The sequence below is a fragment of the Mucilaginibacter pocheonensis genome (assembly GCF_031456535.1).
Lineage (GTDB): Bacteria > Bacteroidota > Bacteroidia > Sphingobacteriales > Sphingobacteriaceae > Mucilaginibacter > Mucilaginibacter pocheonensis.
Map to the genome: position 1 here is coordinate 17811 of NZ_JAVDUU010000002.1, position 23485 is coordinate 41295.

General features: G+C 42.4%; 18 protein-coding genes. 8 read left to right on the forward strand and 10 right to left on the reverse strand.

Annotated elements, in window-relative coordinates:
* Positions 1-120 precede the first annotated feature (120 nt).
* From creD to kbl, 6 genes are all read right to left on the reverse strand, one after another.
* On the reverse strand, positions 121-1314 hold the full coding sequence (creD, locus tag J2W55_RS07000) for a cell envelope integrity protein CreD (protein ID WP_310093531.1): 1194 nt from the start codon (positions 1312-1314) through the stop codon (positions 121-123).
* The gene (locus tag J2W55_RS07005) at positions 1311-1472 is read right to left on the reverse strand and encodes a hypothetical protein (protein ID WP_310093533.1); all 162 of its coding nucleotides are present in this window, start codon (positions 1470-1472) and stop codon (positions 1311-1313) included. The genes creD and J2W55_RS07005 overlap by 4 nt, the downstream gene beginning before the upstream one ends.
* 152 nt (positions 1473-1624) lie before the next feature.
* Positions 1625-2206 (reverse strand): TetR/AcrR family transcriptional regulator, encoded by a 582-nt coding sequence (locus J2W55_RS07010; protein WP_310093535.1) that lies wholly within the window; start codon positions 2204-2206, stop codon positions 1625-1627.
* Between the two features lie 3 nt (positions 2207-2209).
* On the reverse strand, positions 2210-2623 hold the full coding sequence (locus tag J2W55_RS07015; RefSeq protein WP_310093538.1) for a Rieske (2Fe-2S) protein: 414 nt from the start codon (positions 2621-2623) through the stop codon (positions 2210-2212).
* Positions 2620-3651: a phenylalanine--tRNA ligase subunit alpha gene (gene pheS / locus J2W55_RS07020; protein WP_310093540.1), complete on the reverse strand. Its 1032-nt coding sequence runs from the start codon at positions 3649-3651 to the stop codon at positions 2620-2622. Before pheS ends, J2W55_RS07015 begins: the two co-directional genes overlap by 4 nt.
* Before the next feature lie 118 nt (positions 3652-3769).
* Entirely contained in the window at positions 3770-4960 is a 1191-nt protein-coding gene (kbl, locus tag J2W55_RS07025; RefSeq protein WP_310093543.1) for a glycine C-acetyltransferase, read from the reverse strand.
* Between the two features lie 146 nt (positions 4961-5106).
* Here kbl and J2W55_RS07030 point away from each other — a divergent pair, with 146 nt between their 5' ends.
* The 7 genes from J2W55_RS07030 (at position 5107) to J2W55_RS07060 (ending at position 18861) form a co-directional block, all read left to right on the forward strand.
* Entirely contained in the window at positions 5107-7587 is a 2481-nt protein-coding gene (locus J2W55_RS07030) for a DUF5686 family protein (protein ID WP_310093545.1), read from the forward strand.
* Between the two features lie 150 nt (positions 7588-7737).
* On the forward strand, positions 7738-8697 hold the full coding sequence (trhO, locus tag J2W55_RS07035; protein ID WP_310093548.1) for an oxygen-dependent tRNA uridine(34) hydroxylase TrhO: 960 nt from the start codon (positions 7738-7740) through the stop codon (positions 8695-8697).
* Between the two features lie 110 nt (positions 8698-8807).
* Complete coding sequence (locus J2W55_RS07040; RefSeq protein ID WP_310093551.1) at positions 8808-11699, forward strand: triple tyrosine motif-containing protein; 2892 nt, start codon at positions 8808-8810, stop codon at positions 11697-11699.
* 253 nt (positions 11700-11952) lie between these two features.
* On the forward strand, positions 11953-14964 hold the full coding sequence (locus J2W55_RS07045) for a SusC/RagA family TonB-linked outer membrane protein (protein ID WP_310093552.1): 3012 nt from the start codon (positions 11953-11955) through the stop codon (positions 14962-14964).
* An 11-nt stretch (positions 14965-14975) separates the two neighbouring features.
* Positions 14976-16511, forward strand: coding sequence for a RagB/SusD family nutrient uptake outer membrane protein (locus tag J2W55_RS07050; protein ID WP_310093554.1), 1536 nt, complete (start codon positions 14976-14978; stop codon positions 16509-16511).
* 91 nt (positions 16512-16602) lie between these two features.
* Positions 16603-17955 carry a glucoamylase family protein gene (locus J2W55_RS07055; RefSeq protein ID WP_310093556.1) on the forward strand — a complete coding sequence of 451 codons (1353 nt, stop codon included), beginning with the start codon at positions 16603-16605 and terminating at the stop codon, positions 17953-17955.
* Positions 17956-18090: 135 nt separating this feature from the next.
* On the forward strand, positions 18091-18861 hold the full coding sequence (locus tag J2W55_RS07060; RefSeq protein ID WP_310093558.1) for a carboxylesterase family protein: 771 nt from the start codon (positions 18091-18093) through the stop codon (positions 18859-18861).
* Between the two features lie 17 nt (positions 18862-18878).
* Here J2W55_RS07060 and J2W55_RS07065 read toward each other — a convergent pair whose 3' ends face one another.
* The 4 genes from J2W55_RS07065 to J2W55_RS07080 all read right to left on the reverse strand — a co-directional run bounded on the left by J2W55_RS07065 (position 18879) and on the right by J2W55_RS07080 (position 21946).
* Positions 18879-19814, reverse strand: coding sequence for a hypothetical protein (locus J2W55_RS07065; RefSeq protein ID WP_310093560.1), 936 nt, complete (start codon positions 19812-19814; stop codon positions 18879-18881).
* An 82-nt stretch (positions 19815-19896) separates the two neighbouring features.
* Complete coding sequence (locus J2W55_RS07070) at positions 19897-20112, reverse strand: DUF2442 domain-containing protein (protein WP_310093563.1); 216 nt, start codon at positions 20110-20112, stop codon at positions 19897-19899.
* A gap of 93 nt (positions 20113-20205) precedes the next feature.
* On the reverse strand, positions 20206-20931 hold the full coding sequence (locus J2W55_RS07075) for a YebC/PmpR family DNA-binding transcriptional regulator (RefSeq protein ID WP_310093565.1): 726 nt from the start codon (positions 20929-20931) through the stop codon (positions 20206-20208).
* A gap of 64 nt (positions 20932-20995) precedes the next feature.
* The gene (locus J2W55_RS07080; RefSeq protein ID WP_310093567.1) at positions 20996-21946 is read right to left on the reverse strand and encodes an NAD-dependent epimerase/dehydratase family protein; all 951 of its coding nucleotides are present in this window, start codon (positions 21944-21946) and stop codon (positions 20996-20998) included.
* A 627-nt stretch (positions 21947-22573) separates the two neighbouring features.
* On the opposite strand from J2W55_RS07080, the gene J2W55_RS07085 reads away from it, so the two are divergent.
* On the forward strand, positions 22574-23464 hold the full coding sequence (locus tag J2W55_RS07085) for an oxidoreductase (RefSeq protein ID WP_310093569.1): 891 nt from the start codon (positions 22574-22576) through the stop codon (positions 23462-23464).
* The last annotated feature ends 21 nt before the right edge of the window (positions 23465-23485 follow it).

Genomic DNA, 23485 nt, shown 5'->3' on the forward strand with positions numbered 1-23485 from the left:
TTAGCTCGGGACTCATGACCGTAAAATTTATTATGCTAACATAGTAAATAAAATACCAAAAACCAAATTGGTATATGGTATTTTATTTGAAATCAATTTTAAAATATGATGTGCTTCTATTTAATGCCGATCCCAATCTATTTTCCGGGAGAAGTACATCAGGATACCTACAGTTATAAATAAAGCTATACTGCCTATCATCAGGGCAAAGTCCTCTAACTGTATGATCACAAAAATAAACAGATAGAAAGCAGACAGGATAAATGCAAATAGCAAGGCAGCCATTTTATTCTTCAGCAAGGATGCTATGAACACCGTAATTAATGTAATGGTTGATACCGAAGCCACCAGGTAAGCCCAGTTATAACCTATCTGCTCAGAAAAAGACAGCAGTATTGAATAATATATGATCATGGCCGCGCCAACCAGTACATAGTTAAATATGTGAATCCTTTGCTTGCGGATCACCTCCGTTAAAAACAAAGAAATAAACGTAAGTGTAATAATGAGCAATGAATATTTACTGGTGCGCATGGTTTTTTGATACTGGTCAACAGGCAGGCGTAGTTTTATACCAAACACCGCATCACCCAGTTTTCTATCAGTACTGAGCAGGGTATCATTATTTACCCACTGCTGCGGAAACGGCCGGTTATTATACAACATACGCCAGTGGGCAGTAAAGCCTTTGTCGTTAACTTTACGTTCATCGGGCAAATAGCGGCCGTCAAAACTTGGGCTGCTCCAGGTACCGCTGGCTTCAACATCGGTAATTTTACCCAAGTGTAAAAAGCTTAGCTCCTGGCTACCCTTTAAGTTGAGCGAATATTCAAAGGGGACTTCACCATTTGGTGTGCCTGAAATATCAATACCAGTTTGCAAGCCGCCACCAAATAATGAGGTATTGTCAAATATCGGCTCGGCAGTTAAGGTTTGGCCGCCGGCTTTTATAACCGGGTTATTTTTTAACCCTTTCAAATCACTTATACTAAAGGTGATACGCGCCTTGTTCAGTAAAAGCTGATCGGGAGTTAAGGAAAACTGGTTCAAATCGGCCTTTGAAAAATTACCGGATATTTTTACAACAGAATTGTAAACGGCTACATCAAATATACCCCGGTGCAAAATCTCTGTGGTAAGCGCAGCCTTGATATGCAGGTTATCGGGCAGGATATACAGGTTCTCGATTACCTCGCGGGTGCTTTCCTTTTGTGATGCATCAACAAATTTCACCTGCTTTTTGTAGGGGATGATAAGTACCGGCCCCTTTATCACCTGGCTGCCCGACCACTTATCAGATACATCTTTAATCATTTCGTCCTGCCGGTTTGCCCGTTCATTATGAGGCTGTTAATTAACGATGAGGGTATCAGCAGCACAAGGATCAATGTGCTGATAAAAATTAATTTGACAGTTACCGACTCCTTGAGCCCGTCCATCAGTCCGCGTTTTTGTGATTCTTCCTGGTTCATGTTTTAATATTTAAAGTACTTTGCATTTCAAAGTATTTATTCAAAAAAGAAGGCTTATCAAAAGCTTATCGCTTATTTAAATAATTAAAAGTACTTTGTTATTCAAAGTAACAAATAACATTTAGTTAATCCAAATAAATTTTTTTGAAATTTTAAACCGAAATAGCTGCCTTTACCAAATAAGGAAGGATCTCCTTTTGAAAAGAAACAAAGTTTTTGCGTACATCCGAGTCGCTTACCGAGGTAAAGGCAAAGCTGAACACGATGCTCTTGCTGCATTTAATTAAAAAGCGCAGCCTTTGCTGGTAGGTTTCGTGCCTGCGAATACCAGGCAGCTGTATAAAGGAAGCCATGAGCAACTCCTCCAATTCATTGGACAAGTTTTTTAAAAAATCCTGCGAATTGGTTGATTCGCGGATAAAATCCCAACCTATAAATTCATTACATACAGTATATGACAGGCGGCAGGTTTTCATGATGAGGTTATTCAAATAAGCTTCCTCATCCATCTCGGGCGTATTATGTTGCACCAGTTCGTCAACACTGGCTTTTATATAATCCATTAATAAAATATGGAGTACGGCCTCTTTGCTGTCAAAATATTTATAAATAGTAGCCTTGGCTATTTTTGCCTTTTTGGCTATTTCGTTAACACTTGTTTTATGGTAACCGAATTTGCGGAACAGGTCCTGCGCAGCCCGCTTAATACTATCTTTTATCTTATCGGCTTCCATATATCAATTAATAACTTGAATTGTGAACTGGGTTGTTATTACCTGGTATGCCCGCAGCACCGCTGTGGCCGGCGCTTTTACAGGAGTACCATCCTCCAATGAAAACTTTGAGCCGCTGCAAGGGTCCGTAACCGTAAATCCCGTATCGTCAATTGTAACAGCGCATTTTTTTTCGGGCTGGTAGCTGCTGCACCTGTCATAGGCCACATAAACACCATCGGGCCTGCGGTAAATTACCAGGCCGGCAATCCCGTATCCGTTAACTATAACTGCACCGCCCTGGGTAGAAAGCTTGCTTACCCGCGGGTCAGTAAACGAAGTTTGAAAGTTTACCGGAATACTCGGCACAACACTCCCACCCTTTCCGCATGATAAAAAATAAAAGCTTGCTAATATGACCAGTACGAGTTTCCTCATAGTATTTCGGTTTGAAACTGCTTTAAAAAGCGCACGTCGTTCTCTGAAAATAAACGCAGATCGCGTATAACATATTTCAGGTTCGCTATTCTTTCCATACCCATACCAAAGGCAAAGCCTGTATATTTTTTACTGTCGATACCGCAATTTTCCAAAACGTTCGGGTCAACCATGCCACAGCCCAAAATTTCAACCCAGCCGGTGTGTTTACACATGTTGCAGCCAGCGCCACCGCAAATGGTGCATGATATATCCATCTCGGCAGATGGCTCAGTGAACGGGAAGTATGACGGGCGAAAACGCACCTTGGTTCCCGCGCCGTAAAGCTCCTGTACAAAATGATAAAGCGTTTGCTTCAGATCAGAAAATGATACATTTTCATCAACGTACAAGCCTTCAACCTGATGAAAAAAGCAATGTGCACGGGCAGATATAGCCTCATTGCGGTAAACCCGGCCTGGCATAATGGCCCTGAACGGTGGTTTACCATGCTCCATCATCCTAACTTGTACCGACGAAGTATGTGTGCGCAGGGCTATATCATCCTTACCGCTGTTCTTTTTTATGAAAAAAGTATCCTGCATATCGCGGGCAGGGTGCTCTTCGGGGAAATTAAGGGCCGAAAAGTTATGCCAGTCGTCCTCTATTTCGGGTCCCTCGGCTATCACAAAGCCCAAACGTTTAAATATATCAATGATCTCGTTGCGCACCAATGACAGTGGATGGCGTGAGCCAACAGCAAAATCATCCCCAGGTAAAGTAAGGTCCTGGGAGTTTTGAGCAGTAAGTTCTGAGCTGGTAGTTTCTTTTAACTCATTATACTTAGCCTCGGCCAGTTGTTTAAACTGGTTAAGCACTTTTCCAAAGGTCCGTTTCTCTTCGGGGCCAACGGTTTTAAACTGCTCAAAAAGATCTTTTATAATTCCTTTGGTACCTAAAAATTTTATCCGGAATGCCTCCAGTTCATCGGCATTAGCCGGCGAAAAAGCGTTTATTTCGGCAGTATATTGATCAATTTGAGCTTGCATTGCTATTGTTATTATTAAAATTAACGGCAGTAAAAACCGCGACTGATGATGGTCATGTTATCATGAATTACCTTAACATGATACTAACAAGTGTGCAAATATAAAAAAACGGTACTTATTATTTAATTACCGCCAACTCCTTGCCCACTTTTGTAAATGCCGCTATAGCTTTATCCAAATGATGTATATCATGTGCGGCTGATAGCTGCACCCTGATACGTGCCTTGCCCTGCGGCACAACCGGATAATAAAAGCCTATAACATAAATTCCTTCTTCCAGCATTTTTGCCGCAAACTCCTGTGCCAGTTTAGCATCATATAGCATTACGGGCACAATTGGGTGTACACCGGGCTTAATGTCAAAGCCTGCTTCGGTCATTTTTTGGCGGAAGTACCGGGTATTATTTTCCAGCTTATCACGCAAAGCCGTAGTTTCGCTCAGCATATCCAGCACGGCTATTGAAGCGCCGGTTATAGCCGGGGCAAGCGTGTTGGAAAACAAATATGGGCGCGAGCGCTGGCGCAGCATCTCAATAATTTCTTTACGGCCCGAGGTAAAACCACCAGACGCGCCTCCTAAAGCTTTGCCTAAAGTACCGGTAATGATATCTATCTGGCCCATTACATTATGGTGCTCATGGGTGCCCCTACCGGTTTTGCCCATAAAGCCAGAGCAATGGCTTTCGTCAATCATCACCAAAGCATTGTATTGCTCAGCCAACGCACAAATTTTATCAAGCTGGGCGATAGTTCCGTCCATACTAAAAGCGCCATCAGTAACAATAATACGGTGGCGAAGATCTTTTGTTGCTTTTAGCTTTTCTTCCAGATCGGCCATATCATCATGTTTGTAACGCTGGCGCTGGGCCTTGCATAAGCGCACACCATCAATGATAGACGCGTGGTTAAGCTCGTCAGATATAATGGCATCCTGCTCATTAAATAATGGCTCAAAAACGCCGCCATTGGCGTCAAATGCCGCGGCATATAATATAGTATCCTCAGTACCCAGAAATGCGGATATTTTTGCTTCTAGGGTCTTATGAATATCCTGTGTGCCACAAATAAAGCGAACAGACGACAAGCCGTAACCATGCGTATCCATCACGTTTTTTGCTGCCTGCACCACTTGAGCGTTGCCCGAAAGCCCCAGGTAATTGTTGGCGCAAAAATTTATTACCTGCTTACCACCTTGTACAGTAATATCAGCGCCCTGTGCCGATGTAATAATGCGTTCCTTTTTATATAGTCCGGCATTTTCAATGTCGCCAAGCTCCTGCTGCAAAACTGGCTTTAATGTGTTATACATATTATATACTGTTTAAAGGGTACAAAATTAAGCATTCATGCGCATTTGATAAGGTTAATTGAACCTTAAATATTTATTAAGCTATTTTAAAACATTTTAGAGGCAAAAAGTATTCATGATTTATGGAAGAATATTGTTTATAAAATATGAGGAAACACCTACTATTATTTCTTATTGCTTTATGTGCTATAAACGCAACGGCTCAGCAATATTTGCTATCGGGCAATATAACTGATCAAAAAAACAATGTGATCCCATTTACGTCTGTTTACATCAGAAATTCAACCTATGGTACCACTGCAAATGAAGATGGTGCATATCAGTTTAAACTTAGCCCGGGTACCTACAATGTTATTTACCGCTTTGTTGGATATAATGAAAAGATAGTAAAAGTAACTATAACCGATCATGACGAGCGGCTGGATATACAAATGGACGACGAGGTTTTTGCAACCGACCGTGTGGCAACCATATACCGGAAAAATCAGGATGCGGCCGATACCATTATGAAACAGGTAATAAAAAAACGTAAGTATTATGTAGAAGAAGCTGCTTCATACTCCTGTGCGGTTTATGTAAAAGGTGTACAGAAATTATTAAGCGCCCCCAAAGCGCTTTTATCAAAAGAGGTTATACGCACACTTGACCTCGACTCAAATGGCAAAGGTATTCTTTATCAACAGGAATCATTGTCTGATTTCAGCTATCAAAAACCCGACAAGGTTAAAGAGGTAACTATCGCTAACCGGACAGCCGGGCAAAACACCGCGTTCAGTTATAATAAGGCTTCGGACCTTCAGGTTAACTTTTACCAGAACGTATTTACTATCAACGGATTGAGCAGCAGGGGCTTTGTGTCGCCCGTGGCATCCTATGCCCATATTTTTTACAGATATAAACTCCTTGGGGTATCAGTTGACAACGGCCATACCATTGATAAGATACAGGTAATACCGCGCAGGCAGCATGGGCAATACTTTCAGGGTAATATTTACATTGTTGACGGCGACTGGCGCATTTACAGCGCCGACCTGTATGTTACCAATAAAATGAGTAACCTAAACCTGGTTGATACTCTGCAAATTAGGCAGCAATATATTGCGATAACCGATAGTGTGTGGATGCCCGCTTCGGCCCAGTTTAACTTTAAGGGAAAAGTATTTGGGTTTAAGTTTGGCGGGTATTACAATGCCATTTACAATAACTATAAAATTAACCCTACTTTTCCTCCCGGTTTTTTTACCGGCGAGATATTAAAAATCGATACTGCCGCGAACTCCAAAAAAGAAAACTACTGGGCGTCATTGCGCCCTGTACCCTTAACCGCACCAGAAGCGCGTGATTATCATAAAAAAGATAGTGTAACAGCCTACCAAAAAACCGATCAGTATCTGGATACCCTTCAGCATACCAAAAACCATATTAATTATCCGGGATATTTGATATTTGGCTATAATGCAAGTAACCGCAGCAATAAGGATTCTTTATATATATATCCTTTTATACAAACCTTTTATTATAACACGGTTGAGGGTTTTGGCATAAACGCCAAAATAAGATATACCCATACCATTGATGATTTTCATTCCTTTAGTATTACGCCGGCAGTGCGCTACGGTTTTTCAAACAAATTGTTTAGCGCCAACATATATAATGAATACAGGAATGACCCATTTCATAACGCTAAATTTTTTGCCGGATTAGGCAGTGATGTGCTCGATTTGAACAATGTTGGCACGCGATCGTTATATTTTAATACACTAAGTACCCTGCTCAGCGAAAATAACTATGTAAAATATTACCGCTCGCAATACGGCCAGTTTGGCTACCAGCGCGAAGTAGTAAATGGCGTACTGCTCAATGGCGACGTTACATACGCCAGCAGAAGTCAGCTATATAATACCGCGTTTGGGCATATCAAAAATGTAAAGGACCGGGAATATACATCAAACAACCCGCTGGCGCCGGTGGGCACCCCTGCTGATGACCATTCAATTTTATTCCCGCAAAACCAGGCGCTGACATTTGAGGCCTCGGCAACTTTTACGTTCGATCAGCGATATGAAACCCGCCCCACAGGCAAATTCAATATTCCATCAAAATATCCAACCTTAAAGCTAAATTACCGCAAAGGTATTAAGGGGGCATTTGGTTCAGATGTTGATTATGATTTTGCGTCGGTTGATATTTTACAGGACCATATCAGGGTTGGTTTAACGGGTTTTTCGTCCTTTAAACTAACTGCCGGCGGCTTTTTTAATGACAATAACCTCTATTATATGGACTATAACCACTTTTTAGGTAACCAGGGTTTAACTTTTGATCCAACCTATGTGGGTAGCTTTCACTTTTTGCCATTTTACACTTACAGCACCAATGGGGCCTTCCTCGAGGCGCATTACCAGCATAATTTTGCCGGGTCGGTATTTAACCATATCCCTTTTTTAAGAAAGTTGAAACTTGAAGAGGTCATTGGTGCTAATTACCTTACCGTAAAAAACAACCGAAACTACCGTGAGTTTTATGTAGGCGTACAGCGCCTCATCTTCAGGGTAGATTATGGCATATCATACGCAGGCAACCAGAAATATATACAGGGTTTCAGGATATTTTATGGCATAAGGTAATTGGAGAGGTGAAAGGTTTCCTTGTTGGATGATCAAATAATATCTTGTTGATTTTTACAATGCTGTGTTAGCACTAAACTTTTACCCTTTCGCCTAAAAATCTTATATTTGCGCCTCATTTAACACTGTTTGCAACAGTATCAATGGTTTATGGCAATATATAATACACTACTGTACTATTGTTATTCAACAATAGCCGATGCGGAGCAATTTGCTGCCGATCATTTAAAATTTTGTAAAGGGTTAGGTTTAACCGGTCGCATTATTGTAGCTGCCGAAGGACTTAATGGTACTGTTTCGGGCACAGCCGAAGCCTGCAAAGTTTACATGGATACCGTTCATGCCGACGCAAGGTTTGCCGGCATCGATTTCAAGATTGATGAAGTTGACGTGCCGTCATTTGTAAAAATGCATGTTCGTTATAAATCCGAAATTGTACACTCCGGCCTGCGCAATCCTGATATTATCAATCCACAGCAGCAAACAGGCAAGCACCTGGAACCAAAAGATTTTTTGGCAATGAAAGACCGCGACGATGTGGTGGTTTTAGATGTGCGTTCAAATTATGAACACTCGTTAGGTAAGTTCAAAAATGCAGTAACGCTCGATATTGAAAACTTCAGGGATTTCCCGGCAATGATCAACGAGCTGGCCAAATACAAGGATAAAAAAATACTCACTTATTGCACCGGCGGCATCAAATGCGAAAAAGCATCGGCGCTTTTATTGCACGAGGGTTTCCCCGAGGTTTACCAGTTGCATGGTGGCATTATTAAATATGGTAAGGAAGCCGGTGGTAAAGATTTTGAAGGTAAATGTTATGTTTTTGATAACCGCCTTTCGGTAGATGTGAACAGCGTAAACCCGGTAGTGATATCAACCTGCCGAAACTGCGGTAAAACAACTCCGAAAATGATCAACTGCGCCAACCCCGAGTGCAACGAGCATTTTACTCAATGTGATGAATGCGGCACAAAAATGGACGGCTGCTGCAGTGAGGCTTGCCAAAGCCATCCCCGCAAAAGGGAATATGACGGAACCGGTTATTATGTTAAAGTACCCCAACCTGTAAATACGGCCAAGAAAAACAACCTGCAAATAGCTGATTAACATTTGCATATCGCATAAAGCTTACCCAAACGGTAGGCTTTTATTTTTTTAGCAAGCCTTAATTTCGTAAAATTGATTCGCTTTTAATAGCACGGCCATTTCCATTACCTATGCGTAAATACACCCTGATCTTAATAAGTATTTTTTGTAGTGTAGTTTGGCACACCCGGGCTGCTGATATAAAAAGCATAGGCGTTCCATATGTACAAAATTATACCAAAAACATTTACCAGTCGGGCAACCAAAACTGGTCGGTAACGCGCGACGAGCATGGCATTATGTATTTTGGCAATGCCGAAGGGCTGCTAAGTTTTGACGGAAAGTACTGGCAACAGCACCACATGCCAAACGGCCTCATTGTACGCTCAGTATCAGCCGACGGCCGCGGCAAAATTTACGCGGGAGCTTTTGGCGAGTTTGGTTACTGGCAGGATAATAACAAAGGCTTTCTTAAATATAACTCGCTAATAAACCTGGTACCTAAAAAATACCGTCCCATTACCGAGGAGATATGGAAAATATATGTTGATGGCGACAGGGTTATCTTTCAGTCGTTTGGTGCCATATTTATTTATTCAAATGGAAGTATCAAGGTAATAAAGACTCCCAAACCCTATCTGTTTTTATTTAAAGCCGATAAACGTTTCTTTATTGAGCAGTTAACTGTTGGGCTGTTTGAATTAAAGAACAACCACCTGGAGTATGTGCAGGGTAGTAACGTATTAGGCAATAGCGGCGTATTGTCCATACTGCCTTTTCAGGGTAACAAATATATTATAGGCACTGCAAAAAATGGCCTGTTCATTTACGATGGCCAAAGTATAAAACCCTGGACCAACCAGGCTAATGACTTTTTAAAAACCTATCAACTTAATAATGGCGCTTTTATACCAGGCAAATACTTTGCCTATGGCACCATTTTAAATGGCATTGTAATAATTGATACCGCGGGCAATGTTGTACAGCACATTAACAAATTAAGTGGCTTGCAAAACAACACCGTATTAAGTTTATATACCGATAGTGAACAAAATCTTTGGGCTGGGCTTGATAATGGTATAGATCGTATTGAGGTTAATTCGCCCTTATATTTTTATTTTGATAAAACCGGCAGGTTTGGAACCGTTTACGCCAGCATTATATTCAACAACAAAATATACCTGGGTACCAATCAGGGGCTTTTTTACAGCGACTGGATACCAGACAATAAAAAACTTTTCCAATCTTTTGACTTTAAGCTTATTCCTGGCTCACAGGGGCAGGTATGGGATCTTTCTTTACAGGATGGCCGTCTGCTTTGCGGCCATAATGATGGTACATACCAGGTAAACGGAAACGCCATCACTAAAATTTCGACAGCAACCGGCGGGTGGACCATCAAAAAATTAGGGCGGGATATGCTGATACAAGGTACTTACACTGGTTTGGTCATTTATAAAAAGAACGCCTCAGGTAATTGGATATTCAGCCATAAGATTGATGGCTTTGGCGAGCCCTCCCGCTATGTGGTGCAGGATAGCAAGGGGCAAATATGGGTAAGCCATGCTTATAAGGGCATTTACAAATTAACACTGAGCAGCGATCTTAAAAAAGTAACCTCTAAAATATACTATAATGAGCGCTATGGTTTGCCTGGCAGTTATAATGTAAATGTGTTTGATCTGGATAACAGGGTGGTGTTCTCGTCAGATTCAGGTTTTTATATCTATGACGATATAACCGACCGCTTTTTTAAATACACACAGCTCAATAAAAAACTGGGGTCATTTTCGGCATCAGGTAAAATAATAAAAGCGATAGGTAAAAAATTCTGGTTTATTAACCAGGGGCACGTGGCTTTGACCGATCTTTCTGTGCCCGGCAAGCTCAGTATTGATACCAATAGCTTTACGGTACTTAACGGCCAGATGGTTCAGCATTATGAAACCATAAACCGCATTAATAATTCAACCTACCTCATTAGTATTGATGATGGCTTTGTGATATTGAACGATGGCGACTCGCAGCTTCCCAATCAAATAAAAATTCCACAGGTATTAATATGCCGGGTTGAAAATGTAACCGATAAGGTATCCGTTATCAGCGATATTAACAGCGAACATAATCTCATTGAGATCCCCTACGCCCGAAACAATATCCGTATTGCTTATTCGCTACCCTATTACAAACAGGCTAAAATCAAGTTTCAGTATTATTTAGAAGGTTACTCAAGGCAATGGTCTGATTGGGCACCGCAAAGCGAAAAAGAATTTACAAACCTTGACCAGGGCACCTACCACTTTAAAGTACGCGCTAAAATAAACGATCAGAATATATCAGCAATCAGCACTTTAACCTTTACCGTGCTGCCGCCATGGTATGCCGGCAAGCCTGCTATGGTTTTTTATACCTTGCTGTTGATTTTAGCTTACTACCTCATACGGCATTATTACCGCTTTAAATTAAAACGCCACCAGCAGCACCTGCATGAAAAAATGCAAAAAGAAAAAGAAGAATTTTTAAAACAGGAAGCTATCGCCAATGAACAGCATATCATCAATATAAAAAATGAACAACTGCAGGCCGACCTGGCCAGCAAAAGCCGCGAACTGGCTAACTCGGCCATGAACCTGGTTTATAAAAATGAATTGCTCCAAAAAATTAGTGAAGAGATAATCCATCTGAAAGACAATACCGGAAAAAAGCTGGCCGATGATCAGCTGCGCCGCATACAAAAGGTAATTGACGAGGGTATGAATGATGAGCGTGATTGGAACATCTTTGAAAAAAGTTTTAACGAGGCGCATGAAAACTTCTTCAAAAAACTCAAATCAGACCACCCCGACCTTGTTCCAAACGATCTTAAATTGTGCGCTTACCTGCGCATGAACATGAGCAGCAAAGAGATGGCCTCGCTTTTAAATATATCGCTCAGGGGTGTTGAAATACGCCGCTACCGCCTGCGTAAAAAGCTCAATCTGGAGCATGATAAAAACCTGGTTGAGTTTCTCATCGAGCTATAACACTACATCATTACCTCTCATACCCTTCATTACGCTTTATATATTATACGTACTGTATGTAGTATGTATAATAAACACCATCATATATTAATAAATTGATAATCAATTTATTAAAAATAAAAAACATAACTACTGAGAAAGTGTTCTCTATATGATGTATTAATGTAGAGTTAATATTTTTGATAAAAGCGTAATATCTGCCCAGCTTTGTCAAATAATAAACCAATTATTTCAAACACTTACTTTAACCACTATGAAAAGAATCTTTACTATTTCTGTGTTGGTGCTATTCTGCTTCTTTTTTGCAAACACTTCATTCGCTCAAAATGCTCCGGTAAAAGGAAAAGTTACCGATGCGGCAACAGGCGAAGCCTTAATTGGCGTAAGCGTTTCCATTAAAGGAACCACCACAGGAGCACAAACCGATGTGAATGGTGCTTTCACACTTACAGCACCTCTCGATGCAACACTTGTATTTACGTATATTGGTTATACAACCCTATCGTTGCCTGTTAACAACCAAACCCAATTAACGGTAAAACTGCAAGCCGAAGCCAAAGAACTGCAGCAGGTTGTAGTTATTGGTTATGGCACCCAGCGTAAAAGGGACGTAACCGGTTCTGTTGCCAGCGTAAACGGTAACCTTTTAGCCAAGCAACCTGTACAAACAGCCACCCAGGCTTTGCAGGGAAAGGTGTCTGGTGTGCAGGTACTGTCATCAGGCAGGCCAAACTCATCGCCAATTTTACGTATCCGCGGTACGGGTTCTGTGCTTGCGGGTGCTAATCCCCTTTATGTGGTTGATGGTGTGCTAACCGATGACATCCGCAATATTAACAGCAATGATATATTGAGCCTTGATGTATTGAAAGATGCTTCTGCAGCAATTTATGGTGTTCGTGGAGCTAACGGCGTGGTTATTATAACCACCAAAAAAGGCAAAAGCGGCCCCGCTGTAGTAAGCTATGATGCAACCGTGGGTTTCAGAGAAGTTGCCAATCAGGTTAAATTAGCAGACAGGGCCCAATATGTTGATTATTTAAAAGATGCCAGTCCAACAAAGATTGCGTCAGATGATAAGGCTCCTTTAACTATTCCCGGCACCACCGATTGGGCCAAGGAGGTTACACGCAGAGCTTTTACCACAAATCATAATATTTCAGTTGCGGGGGGTGGTGAAACAAATACCTATTTTATAAGCGCCAATTATTTTGACGACCAGGGCGTTATTAAAACCAACGGATTCCAGCGCTTTACTTTACGCGCAAACAATGATATCAACATATCCAAAAAGCTAAAATTTAGCGAGCAGTTATCCCTTAGTCGTGCTGCCGAGCGTACAATTGACCTTAATGCCATCTATGGTAATGTTTATAGGGCCGCCCCAATTATCCCGGCGATTCAAGATGGTAAATATGGTAACACATCGGCATGGAGCAATGTCAGTAATCCACTGCTGCAATTAGACAAAGCGAACAGGTTTACGCTTGGTAACCGGGTACAAGGCAATGTTGCCCTTGATTATAAGCCCATAAGTTCACTTACTCTGCACTCTGCTTTTAACGCCGATATTAAGTTTAATAATCAAAAAAATTATCAATACCAGTTTCTATCTGATAATAATACATTTACCGTTGGCGGTGGTAACCAAAATCAAAACAACAGCTCATTATTTGTTCAGAATGATGACTCATACCAGTACACCTGGGATAACACCATCACTTTTGATAAAAGCTACGGCAATCACCATATAACAGTATTAGGTGGTATGGTTACCGAAAAATTTAAATCAAACTTTCTTAATGGTACACGTCAGGACGTTCCTGCCAATCAGGATCAATGGTACCTGAATTTAGGAAACCCTGATGTTAATGCGAAAGATGATAACGGCGGCGGATTATTTACCAGGCAATCATTTGTTGGTCGTGTAAATTATGGCTATGCAAATAAATATCTGATAAGTGGCTCTTTCCGCCGTGACGGCAGCTCAAAATTTAATCAGCACTGGGGCAATTTTTATACTGTAGGCGGTGGCTGGGTAATTTCAGAGGAATCTTTTATGAAAGATAACCACATATTTGATCAGCTGAAATTACGGGCAAGCTATGGTAAGCTTGGTAATGACAACATTGACCAGGCACTCTATATTATTACAGCAACTTCAAACCTGCCTTACTATTTTAACAACGGAACTCTAAATCTTGGCAGCGTAATACAGGATATTAAAAATACCAATCTAAAATGGGAAACTACGGCGCAATTTGATCTTGGTTTAGATTTTGCCTTTTTAAATAACCGGTTAAGCGGTGAAGTTGATTATTATAACAAAAAAGTTTCTAACGCCTTAACCAAAGTGGGTTTACCCGGCATATTAGGCGACCCAGATAACACGTACATCACCAATGCAGCGTCATATAGCAACAAAGGGTTTGAGGTAGGTTTAAAATGGAATGATAAGATCAATGATAAGCTTTCATACAATGTTGGTGCAAATATTAGCTACAACAAAAACAATGTGATAGGTTTAAACGGCGGTCAGGCACTATTTGGCGGCGGTATTAACTCACGCCAGGTCACCAAAACTGATAATGGCCATCCTATTGGCAGCTATTTTGTATTGCAGTCAACCGGTGTTTTTCAAAACGCAGCCGAAGTGGCGGCAGCTCCTACCAATTCTTTTGAAGCCAATAAAATTGGTGGACTAAAGTATGCTGATATCGACAACAATGGCATTATTGATGCCAACGACCGCATTTATGCAGGCTCCTATCAGCCAAAATACTATGGGGGTTTTAACTTTGGCGTTAACTATAACAGTTTTGACCTCAGTGCAGATTTTACCGGCAACTGGGGCAATAAAATTTACAATGGTAAAAAGAATTCCCGCGGAACTGAAAATGACAACATTGAAGCCAGCTACGCAGACAGCCGTTTTACCACAGCTAAACCATCCAATACCGATCCTAATGTAATTACAGGCTCTACCCCGCCATCAACTTACTTTATTGAATCTGGTGCTTATTTGCGTTTAAATAATTTAACCTTAGGCTATACCCTAAAATCCGAATTACTTAAACGGGCAAATATTTCACGTTTGAGGTTTTATCTCACATCACAAAATCTGTTCACTTTAAAACGTTACAGCGGCTCATCGCCTGAGTTATTTAATGACGATGTTAATACTGGCATTACAGAGGCTGGCATTGATAATGTCAACTACCCGGTAACACGCACTTTTGCTTTTGGTGTGAACCTTCAATTTTAATTTTCAGCATTATGAAAAAGACATATAATAAAAAATTAAACATTATAGCTGCTTGTATGCTGGTTGTAACCGCAACACTTAGTGCGTGTAAAAACTACCTGGATGTAGCTCCGCAAGCAAAAATAACAGAGGACCAGATTGCCTCAGACCCAAATCAAGCCAAAAATCTGGTTATAGGCATTTACAATGTATTTTACATTGGAGGTTTTGAACCTGATATTGATAGCTTTCAATTTGTGATCATGACCGATATAGCTTCGGACGATGCTGACAAAGGAAGTTCACCCGATGATTATGGCGATGCCAAACAGATTGACAACCTGCAAACCTCAGCATCAAATGGTGTGGTGAACAACGTTTGGACCGGATATTACCAGGGTGTGGCGCGTGCTAACCAGGCGCTTGATAAATTGCAAAATGCCCAATTTGACGCAACTACAAAAAACGCGCTCATTGGCGAAGCGAGGTTTTTAAGGGCATATTTTTATTTTAATCTGGTACGCTTATACGGCGGCGTACCGCTGCTTGACAAATTGCCATCAGCAAGTGAAGCCAATCAGGATAAATACCAAACCCGTGCTACGGCCGATGATATATATAAATTTATAGTAAGCGATTTGGATTTTGCGGTTACCAATCTGCCCGACAAAGGAGCAACTGATGTTGGCCGCGCTACCAAAAGTGCGGCACAGGCTTTAGAAGCTAAGGTTTATCTGTATATGAAAAACTACCAGAAAGCCTATGACCTTTCAAAAGCGGTTATGGATGGCGGTAAATATTCATTGGTTAAAGACTACTCGCTAATATGGAGACAAAAGGCTGTTAATGGTGACGGAGGCAATAATAACGCTGAATCAATTTTTGAGATACAGGCTGGTATCAATAAAAGCTGTACAGCAGGCATAAACTTGTACACCGTATCGCAGGGGCCGCGTGCCGGTGGTAAATTTGGCTGGGCCGACCTTGGCTTTGGCTTTAATAACCCATCCGAAAGTTTATTGAGCGAGTACGAAGCAGGCGATGTACGTAAAGCGGCCACTGTAATTACTATACAGGACCACGGTACTGTACTATGGGATGGATTCCGTATTCCAAGCCGCGATTCGGTTCAAAATGGCTTTTACAGCTATAAAGCATACCATAGCCGTACAGCCGAAGATAATTGTGGCGGCAGTACAGATCGGCTGCCAAAACAAGTACGTATTTTACGCTACGCGGATATATTACTCATTAATGCCGAAGCAGCCTTTCAGTTGGGCAGAATCGACGAAGCCAAAACTAATCTGAACCTGGTGCGTACAAGGGCCAAATTACCTGCTGCAACAGCGTCGTTACAAACAATATGGCACGAACGCCGCATGGAACTGGCCGAAGAACATGATCGTTTCTTTGACATTGTTCGCCAGGACGCGGTAATGCCAGGCCGGGCAGCAGCAGCGTTTGCTGCACATGGTAAAACATGGGCTGCCAAATATGCCTTATTTCCCATCCCGCAAACACAAATTGACCTAAGCGGTGGCAGACTAAAACAAAATCCAGGGTACTAAATAGTTGGTTGATAAATTAAAAAGATTGCCTGCCTTCCAGGCAATCTTTTTAACCTGTGATTGATCTTAGTACCTCACATATATAGCTTACATGAAAAAAATATTATTTACTCCATTTATACTGCTGTTTGCCATAAGTTGTTTTGCTCAAAAAAATGCTAAAAATACTACAACAGGCATTAAACCTGTCGGCATTATAAAAAACCTTACCGATAGCGCCTTGCTTGATGTGGTGCAACGCCAAACATTTAGGTATTTCTGGGATTTTGGGCATCCGGTAAGCGGCCTTGCACGCGAACGCAGCAATACATCGTTCGACTATGGCGACGAAGTGGTTACCACCGGCGGCTCCGGCTTTGGTATAATGGCCCTTATAGTTGCCGATAGCCGTAAATGGATAAGCCATGACCAGGCTGTTGACCGTATGGTGAAGATGGTTAACTTTTTATATAAAGCCAATTCTTTTCATGGCGCTTTTCCGCACTGGATGAATGGCGAAACCGGCAAAATAATCCCATTTGGCCGTAAAGATGACGGCGGCGATATTGTGGAATCGGCTTATTTGTTTCAGGGATTGCTATGTGCCCGCCAGTATTTTACCGCCGATGACCCAAAGGAGCAGCGTATACGTGATGTAATTAACTGGATGTGGGGCGAAATGGAATGGGATTGGTACACCCGTGATGGAAGAGATGCGTTGTACTGGCATTGGTCGCCCAATAATGGCTGGGCTATGAATTTCCCGATACATGGCTTTAATGAATGCCTGATAACCTATGTGCTGGCGGCATCGGCAAACCGCTATCCGGTTAGTGCTGATGTATATCACCGCGGTTGGGCACAAAGCGACTTTTTTAAGAATGGCAAAACCTTTTATGGCATCAAACTTCCTTTGGGATTTGATTATGGCGGACCGCTTTTCTTTTCGCAATACTCATTCCTGGGGCTAAACCCTAAAGGGTTAAAAGACCGGTATGCCGATTACTGGGAACAAAACAAAAATCATACACTGATCAATCACGCTTATTGTGTTGATAATCCTAAAAAATTTAAAGGCTATGGCGAAAACTGCTGGGGCCTTACCGCAAGCGATAACTTTGAGGGTTATAACGCACACTCACCTACTAATGACCTGGGCGTAATAACACCTACAGCTGCGCTGTCTGCATTTCCTTATACCCCGGAGTACTCCATGAAAGCCTTGCGTCATTTTTATTATGATCTGGGCGATAAGATATGGGGCGAATACGGTTTTGTTGATGCATTTAGCGAATCGCACAACTGGTATGCGAAATCATACCTGGCTATTGATCAGGGGCCGATCATTGTGATGATTGAGAACTACCGAACCGGCTTGTTATGGAAATTGTTTATGAGCTGCCCCGAAATACAAAACGGCCTTAAAAAGCTGGATTTTACAAGCCCCGCAATGGCTAAAAATTAAAAAATGCTTTGCCTCAAAACAAGCGGTCAAAAAAATATTAAAAAAATGTAAATCAAAAGAAGTTAAATTTGTTTAACTAACATCTGAAAAACAAATTAAAAGCATTAAATGGCTCATAAAAACTTTATTATAGGAATGCTAAGTTTATTCTTAGCATTTTCTTTTTCGGCGCGCTCACAAGACCTCTCATCTTTTGACAGAGGCAGCTTTACTTTAAAAGGCGACACACTACCTTACCGCTTATTATTTCCCAAACATTTTGATCCTACCAAAAAATACCCTCTGCTGTTTGTGCTGCATGGCGCCGGCGAACGGGGTAATAACAATGAATCGCAGTTAAAGTATGGGGCCAAACGCCTTTCACAGGATAGTGTACGTGAAAAATACCAGGCCATTGTTGTTTTTCCGCAATGCCCCACAAACAGTTATTGGTCAAACGTGCAGCAGGAAACCGACTCGGCTACCCATAAAAGAAAATTTATTTTCCAGGTGAATGAACAGCCTACTATAGCCATGCAATTGCTGCTTGGTTTGGTTGACCAGTTTTTGGATAAGCCATTTGTTGACCAACACCGGGTTTATGTTGGAGGCCTTAGCATGGGTGGCATGGGCACATTTGAGATTATAGGCCGTAAACCAAAGCTATTTGCAGCAGCCTTCGCCATTTGCGGTGGTGACAATACTTTGAACGCTAAAAAATATGCAAAGAAGGTTCCTTTATGGATATTTCATGGCAGCAAAGACAGCGTAGTACCGGCAGATCACTCAGAAGTAATGGTAGCTGCCATTAAAGAAGCCGGCGGCGATCCTAAATTTACCCTTTACCCCGGGGTTGATCATAATAGTTGGGATTATGCCTTTAAAGAACCCGACCTGCTTAGCTGGTTGTTTTCGCACAATAAGTAAATACCGTACCCCAAATATTAATCCTCGGTTGGTTTGGGAGGCAGGTTTTTCATGTTAAACCTGGGCTTATAGGCAGGTTTGGCGGCAGGTTCTTCGGTATCAGGAGGTGTATCTGTTTTATCCTCGAGAGGCTTTTCTTCACCTTCGGCAGGTTTGGGTTTAACCATGCCTGCCTGAAAACGGGGTTTATAAGCAGGTTTGGCACCAGGTTCGTCAGCATCAGGAGGTAAATCTGCTTTATTCTCCGCTGGCTTTTCTTCACCTTCAACGGGTTTTGATTTAACCATGCTCGCCTGAAAACGAGGTTTATATGCAGGCTTAACAGCTTCGGTATCTTGTGTATTTTCTTTATTCTCTAACTTCTCATTCGGCGCGGGTTCCTTGCTCTGATCAGGTTTAGGTTTTACCATGCCGGGTTGAAAGCGTGGTTTATACGCCGGTTTTGCCGCTTCGCCTTCGGGTGTCGTTGTAGTGCTTTCTTCTTTTACCTCCGGCTTTTCATCAGGTGTCACACTATCCTCAGTTGGTTTTGGTTTAACCATGCCAGGGTTAAAACGAGGCTTAAATGCAGGTTTGGCGGCGGTTGGTTCAATAGGTGCCGAAGTTTCCTCGGGTTTGTGCTCCTGTTTTTCTTCAGTGGGCCTGGTTCCACCGGCAGCCCGGAATTTTGGCGCGAAGCCTAATTTTGGCGCTGGGGCAACAGGCTCTGTGAGGCTTTCTGTAATAGTTTGTTCGGCCAGGGGGTTTTCTATTCTAACCTTTTCGGCTTTTATTTCAGGTGGCGCCGGAAACCGTCTCCTTAATTTATTAAACCAATACTTTTTGGTATGATCGAAACTTTTTTCGCCCATTTGTTCGTAATGAGCTTTAAATTCAGAATACAGAGATTGCTCACCCTGTTGCAGGGCTGGCAGATCGATCTTTTTCTTTTTAAAAAACTCTTCGAAAGTCATTGTTTGTTAGATTTGAGATGTGAGACAGGAAATCTGAGACATTTTCTGTCTTATCATCTCCTGTCTCAAAATCTAATATCTGCTATAAAGCCACATCCACATCCAGTTGGTTAAAATGGATGCCTTTATCGGTTTGTTTCCAGTCTTCACGCTCTTCATCAGTCGCGTTCATTAATTTCGGAAACCACTCCAATGGAAAAGCCTGTTGCTTACCATCTGCTTTTTCTACAAAAAGCAAGCCGTTAGCAAAAGTTACCTTTACTTTTTTCTCTTCCTTACGTGAGCTGAATAGTGGCATGGTACTAATTTTTCATGTCATTTGCGAGCGATAGCGTAATGACAGGGTCCTTGATTTTTTAAGCCCTCCCTTTAAGGGAGGGATGGATGGGGTTTACTCCGCCATATTATGGTATACCGCCTGCACGTCGTCATCCTCTTCCAGGCGATCAATTAGCTTCATAATGTCAGCAACCTGCTCTTCTGTAACCTGGTGAAATGATTGCGGTACACGTTCCAGCTTGGCCGATTTTACTTCAACACCCGCCTCTTCCAGGGCTTTCTGCATCTTGCCAAAATCTTCAAAGGCAGTATGAATAACGCCAATATCGTTCCCTTCCTCGTCGGCCTCAACAAACAGGTCTTCCAGTCCGGCATCTATCAGTTCAAATTCCAGCTCTTCCAGGTCGCGGTCGCCTGGCTCAAACGTAAATACCGATTTGCGGGTAAAAATAAAATCAAGCGACCCGGTTTTACCCAACGATCCGCCGTATTTAGTAAAGTAGCTGCGTACGTTGGCCACTGTGCGGTTGGTATTATCCGTAGCGGTTTCCACCAATACCGCAACGCCATGAGGCGCGTACCCTTCGTAAACTAATTCTTCATAATCCTTTTCATCGCGGCTTGTAGCCCTTTTTATAGCGGCTTCTACACGGTCTTTAGGCATGTTTACCGCCTTGGCATTTTGCACCGCGGTACGTAAACGCGAGTTAGTAGTAACATCACCACCGCCCGCTTTTACGGCCATTACAATTTCTTTACCCAAACGCGTAAACTGTACGGCCATTTTGGCCCAGCGCTTAAACTTTCTTTCTTTGCGGAATTCAAATGCTCTTCCCATAACTTTATTCTGTGTCCATAACCCATGATCAATGGACTATGGTCTAAATATACTATTGTTTTCTTTATATAACGTTTTTCAAATTCGTCAGCATATCGCTGGTCATTGCGGCCAGGTCATATTGTAATTCCCAGCCCCAATCCCTTTGGGCGTAACTATCATCAATTGATTTTGGCCAGCTATCAGCAATTGCTTGCCGGGGGTCGTTCTCCGTATAACTCATTTCAAAACCGGGTATCAGTTTCTTTATTTCACCGGCCAACTGGGTTGGTGTAAAACTTATGCCAGCCAGGTTATATGATGAGCGTATGGTTAACTGATCGGCCGGCGCGTCCATTAGCGATATAGTGGCCCGTATAGCATCATCCATATACATCATCGGCAAAGCAGTATCAGCCGAAAGGAAGCTTTGATACTTCCCATTTTTTAATGCCTCATGAAATATGTGTACCGCGTAATCGGTAGTGCCGCCACCCGGATTGGCCCGCCAGCCAATAAGGCCGGGGTAACGTATGCTCCGTACATCCAACCCATATTTGGTAAAGTAATATTCGCACCAGCGCTCACCCGCAAGCTTGCTGAAACCGTAAACCGTATTAGGGTCCATTACGCAATATTGCGGCGTATGAAACTGCGGTGAATTGGGACCAAAAACCGCGATAGAGCTTGGCCAAAAAACTTTGGCAATTTTAAACTCCACAGCAAAGTCAAGTATGTGTATCAGGCCGGTCATATTAAGGTCCCAGGCCATTTTAGGTTTTTTTTCGCCTACGGCAGATAATATAGCTGCCAGCAAGTAAACCTGGGTAGGACGGTGCTTATCAAAAATATGATGCAGGTTATCCTTATCAAGCACGTTCACAAGCTCATAAGGCCCGCTATGACGTATAGCATAACCAGGATCATTAATATCAGACGCGATGACGCTTTCGGCACCATGTATCTTTCTTAAGGCTACAACCAGTTCTGTTCCTATCTGGCCATTGGCGCCTATTACTAAAATCTTTTCGCTCATGTATAGATTGAGTTTAGGCAAAGGTAAAAATTTCTTGTTAGGAGAGTAGTTGATTTTATTGAGGTTTCGGATAACTCACCCCGGTCATTGTTTCAACATAAATCAAAGAAAAGATCATTGGGTAAGGGGTGAAGAAAAGCGATCTGGGCCTCCCGCTTAGACTCACCCTGTCATCGCTTTGCTCGACATCCCTCTCTCCGCCTGCGGCGCAAAGAGGGGATTCACACAAATCAGATAAAAGATAATTAGACAAAGGGGCAAAGAAAAAACTACTCTTCCTCAACCCTCTTTATGGCAAAGCCATAGAGAGGGTCGGCCAGCGCAGCGTAGCCGGGGTGAGTCTGACCCGCGTTTCGACTCACCCTGTCATCGCTTCGCTCGACATCCCTCTCTACGCCTCCGGCGCAAAGAGGGAATTCATAAATCAGGTAAAAAAATACTTAAACAATGGGAGCAAAGAAAAAGCTCCTCCTCAACCCTCTTTATGGCGAAGCCCAAGAGAGGGTCGGCCAGCGAAGCGTAGCCGGGGTGAGTCTGAGCTTTTTAACAAAGTAAAATGACCGTTTCAGCAAAGCGCTGCCTCTAATTACTGCCGACCTTTGTTATATAAAATTAAAACATAAGACAATGACAAAAATTTGGTTTATAACAGGCAGCTCCCGCGGTTTGGGACGAAGCCTTACAGAAGCAGTGCTTGCCAGCGGTGATAAAGTAGCAGCCACAGCACGCAAACCCGAACAATTGAAAGACCTCGCAGATAAATATCCGGGTCAGTTACTTGCCATACAACTGGACGTAAATGACAAGAACCAGATCATATCGGCGGTAGAAAATACCATTCAGCACTTTGCCCGTATAGATGTGCTGGTTAACAATGCCGGCTTTGGTATCATAGGTGCTGCCGAAGCATTTACAGACGAACAGGTGCGCAGTCAGCTGGAAACAAACTTATATGCTCCTATTGAAATAACCCGTGTGGTTTTACCTTATATGCGCAGGCAACGCTCAGGTCACATCCTGCAAATCAGCTCTATAGGCGGCCGTGTAGGCAACGCGGGACTAAGCATGTACCAAGCGGCGAAATTTGGGCTGAGCGGCTTTAGCGAAGTTTTATCAAAAGAAGTAGCAGACCTGGGTATACGCGTAACTTGTGTGGAACCCGGCGGTTTCCGTACCGATTGGGCCGGCGACTCTATGACCTACGCCGAGTCTATTGAAGGTTACGAATCTACCGTGGGTGCGAGGGTTGATTTTTTTAAAGGTGGAAAATTTGTTCCTATGGGCGATCCTGATAAGGCAGCCCAGGTCATGATCAGCATAGCTAACCATCCCGAGCCGCCGGTACATTTGATACTGGGTAGTGAGGCCATCGCCCTATTGAAAAATGCCGATGCTGCGCGGACGGCCGAACTGGAAAAATGGCTGCCGGTAAGTATCTCAACCGATCATGATACAGCGGAGAATTTTTTTGAAACAGAAGCCGGCAAATTACTGTTTAATCCCAGTGATAAAGCATAAATAAAAAGCCGGACAGCATCG

Excerpts from the sequence above, each read along its gene's own strand:
- creD (WP_310093531.1), bottom strand. The coding sequence starts at position 1,314 with ATGATTAAAGATGTATCTGATAAGTGGTCGGGCAGCCAGGTGATAAAG.
- J2W55_RS07005 (WP_310093533.1), bottom strand. The coding sequence starts at position 1,472 with ATGAACCAGGAAGAATCACAAAAACGCGGACTGATGGACGGGCTCAAG.
- J2W55_RS07010 (WP_310093535.1), bottom strand. The coding sequence starts at position 2,206 with ATGGAAGCCGATAAGATAAAAGATAGTATTAAGCGGGCTGCGCAGGAC.
- J2W55_RS07015 (WP_310093538.1), bottom strand. The coding sequence starts at position 2,623 with ATGAGGAAACTCGTACTGGTCATATTAGCAAGCTTTTATTTTTTATCA.
- pheS (WP_310093540.1), bottom strand. The coding sequence starts at position 3,651 with ATGCAAGCTCAAATTGATCAATATACTGCCGAAATAAACGCTTTTTCG.
- kbl (WP_310093543.1), bottom strand. The coding sequence starts at position 4,960 with ATGTATAACACATTAAAGCCAGTTTTGCAGCAGGAGCTTGGCGACATT.
- J2W55_RS07030 (WP_310093545.1), top strand. The coding sequence starts at position 5,107 with ATGAGGAAACACCTACTATTATTTCTTATTGCTTTATGTGCTATAAAC.
- trhO (WP_310093548.1), top strand. The coding sequence starts at position 7,738 with ATGGCAATATATAATACACTACTGTACTATTGTTATTCAACAATAGCC.
- J2W55_RS07040 (WP_310093551.1), top strand. The coding sequence starts at position 8,808 with ATGCGTAAATACACCCTGATCTTAATAAGTATTTTTTGTAGTGTAGTT.
- J2W55_RS07045 (WP_310093552.1), top strand. The coding sequence starts at position 11,953 with ATGAAAAGAATCTTTACTATTTCTGTGTTGGTGCTATTCTGCTTCTTT.
- J2W55_RS07050 (WP_310093554.1), top strand. The coding sequence starts at position 14,976 with ATGAAAAAGACATATAATAAAAAATTAAACATTATAGCTGCTTGTATG.
- J2W55_RS07055 (WP_310093556.1), top strand. The coding sequence starts at position 16,603 with ATGAAAAAAATATTATTTACTCCATTTATACTGCTGTTTGCCATAAGT.
- J2W55_RS07060 (WP_310093558.1), top strand. The coding sequence starts at position 18,091 with ATGCTAAGTTTATTCTTAGCATTTTCTTTTTCGGCGCGCTCACAAGAC.
- J2W55_RS07065 (WP_310093560.1), bottom strand. The coding sequence starts at position 19,814 with ATGACTTTCGAAGAGTTTTTTAAAAAGAAAAAGATCGATCTGCCAGCC.
- J2W55_RS07070 (WP_310093563.1), bottom strand. The coding sequence starts at position 20,112 with ATGCCACTATTCAGCTCACGTAAGGAAGAGAAAAAAGTAAAGGTAACT.
- J2W55_RS07075 (WP_310093565.1), bottom strand. The coding sequence starts at position 20,931 with ATGGGAAGAGCATTTGAATTCCGCAAAGAAAGAAAGTTTAAGCGCTGG.
- J2W55_RS07080 (WP_310093567.1), bottom strand. The coding sequence starts at position 21,946 with ATGAGCGAAAAGATTTTAGTAATAGGCGCCAATGGCCAGATAGGAACA.
- J2W55_RS07085 (WP_310093569.1), top strand. The coding sequence starts at position 22,574 with ATGACAAAAATTTGGTTTATAACAGGCAGCTCCCGCGGTTTGGGACGA.